2 protein-coding genes are annotated in these 1,408 nt (G+C 65.5%); one reads left to right on the top strand and one right to left on the bottom strand.

Going from position 1 to position 1,408, the window contains the following annotated elements; all coding sequences use genetic code 11:
• Nucleotides 1-295 precede the first annotated feature (295 nt).
• Entirely contained in the window at nucleotides 296-673 is a 378-nt protein-coding gene (locus EAO70_RS36245; protein ID WP_148007034.1) for a nuclear transport factor 2 family protein, read from the bottom strand.
• A 99-nt stretch (nucleotides 674-772) separates the two neighbouring features.
• On the opposite strand from EAO70_RS36245, the gene EAO70_RS36240 reads away from it, so the two are divergent.
• A complete protein-coding gene (locus tag EAO70_RS36240) occupies nucleotides 773-1,027 on the top strand; it encodes a DUF6332 family protein (RefSeq protein ID WP_148007033.1) in 255 nt (84 codons plus the stop codon).
• The last annotated feature ends 381 nt before the right edge of the window (nucleotides 1,028-1,408 follow it).

Below are 1,408 nucleotides of genomic sequence, written 5' to 3'. Positions count from 1 at the left end.
CTTGGCTAGTGGCGGGGGCCGATGGGGTTCCGTCCGCCGGGCCGGGGTGCGCGGTCGTTCAATGGGGCAGTCGGGGTCCGGCTCAGCGGATTGCGCTCGTCCGTGGCGGGGCTTCAGGCCCCGCTGATCACTCCCGGTGGGTCGCAGCCAGAGAAACCACGCACTACTCCGGGTAATAGGTCTCGAATTAAGCCTCATTCGGGACTCATCACCCGTACTGGGCGATGAATCTGCAAGGAACTCTCGCCGACCGCTTCCCACCACCCATCAGGGGTGACCAGCGGGGTCCGCCGCATCACATCGGCTCGACGAGGGCGGTCCGCCATTCAGGCTGCGGGTCAGCTCCCGGGCTCGTCCAGTACTCCGTCCCCTGGACGACCTGCCCGTCACGGACGGTCCAGAACGACGCCGCGCGAAAGACGCCAAGACTGTCGTGCGGCACTTCGACCTCGGAGACGACTTGGTCGCCCTCGGCCACGACCTTGAGCACCCGGATCGACCAACCCTCCGGATACTCGCGGTTCACCGCGACGAAGTTCTCCCGGCCGATGATGCGTTCGAGGCTGACCGGCCACTCGACAACGACGTCCTCCGCGATCAAATCGGCGACACCCGCCCAGTCCCGCTCCTGGATCCGGCCCCACAGCGTCTCGATCACCTTGGAAGGTTCCATCGGCGGAGACTAATGAGTCATCTCATGGGCTGTCACTGCTCAGCGAGGATGACAACAGTTGCTGTTCGGTGTGCTGGATCGCGATGTGAGACTTGGGGCATGGACATGGGACGTGAGTCACGGTGGGAGAAGGACGCCATGACGGTGGAGATCGTTTTCGCTTTGGTGACTGCCATCGCGCTGGCTGCGGTGGTCTTTGCCGTGGCTCTGGTTCCCGCCATTGCCCTGGGGACCTCCAGTCCAGCGGGAAAGGCCACGCTGACAGCGGGCGCCCTGCTTGGAGCGTCGGCGGGAGTATGGCGTTTGGTACGGGTACTGGTCCGTTTCGACGCGCAGCGGCGTAAGGGGCGCTGACTGCGGGCTTCCTTCGGTCGGTGACTCCTAAGCCTCATTCGCAGCGAATCGCCCTTATCGGGCGACAAATCTGCAAGAAACCCTCGTCGGTCGCTCCTCACCACCACCAAGGGTGACCAGCGGGGCCYGARKCCCAGCCCGASGACRTCGGTCRSCCGCYGAGCGCCGCCGGGCCGCCCCATTCRACRACCGCGCACCCCCAGCCGACCGACGTCCTCGGGCTGGGACTCGGGCCCCGCTGGTCACCCTTGGTGGTGGTGAGGAGCGACCGACGAGGGTTTCTTGCAGATTTGTCGCCCGATAAGGGCGATTCGCTGCGAATGAGGCTTAGGAGTCACCGACCGAAGGAAGCCCGCAGTCAGCGCCCCTTACGCCGCTGCG

Origin of the sequence: Streptomyces sp. adm13(2018) (assembly GCF_008042145.1) — a bacterium.
Lineage (GTDB): Bacteria > Actinomycetota > Actinomycetes > Streptomycetales > Streptomycetaceae > Streptomyces.
The sequence above is the reverse complement of the archived record's forward strand: the minus strand, read 5'-3'. Positions and strand labels throughout refer to the sequence as shown.

Excerpts from the sequence above, each read along its gene's own strand:
- EAO70_RS36245 (WP_148007034.1), bottom strand. The coding sequence starts at position 673 with ATGGAACCTTCCAAGGTGATCGAGACGCTGTGGGGCCGGATCCAGGAG.
- EAO70_RS36240 (WP_148007033.1), top strand. The coding sequence starts at position 773 with ATGGACATGGGACGTGAGTCACGGTGGGAGAAGGACGCCATGACGGTG.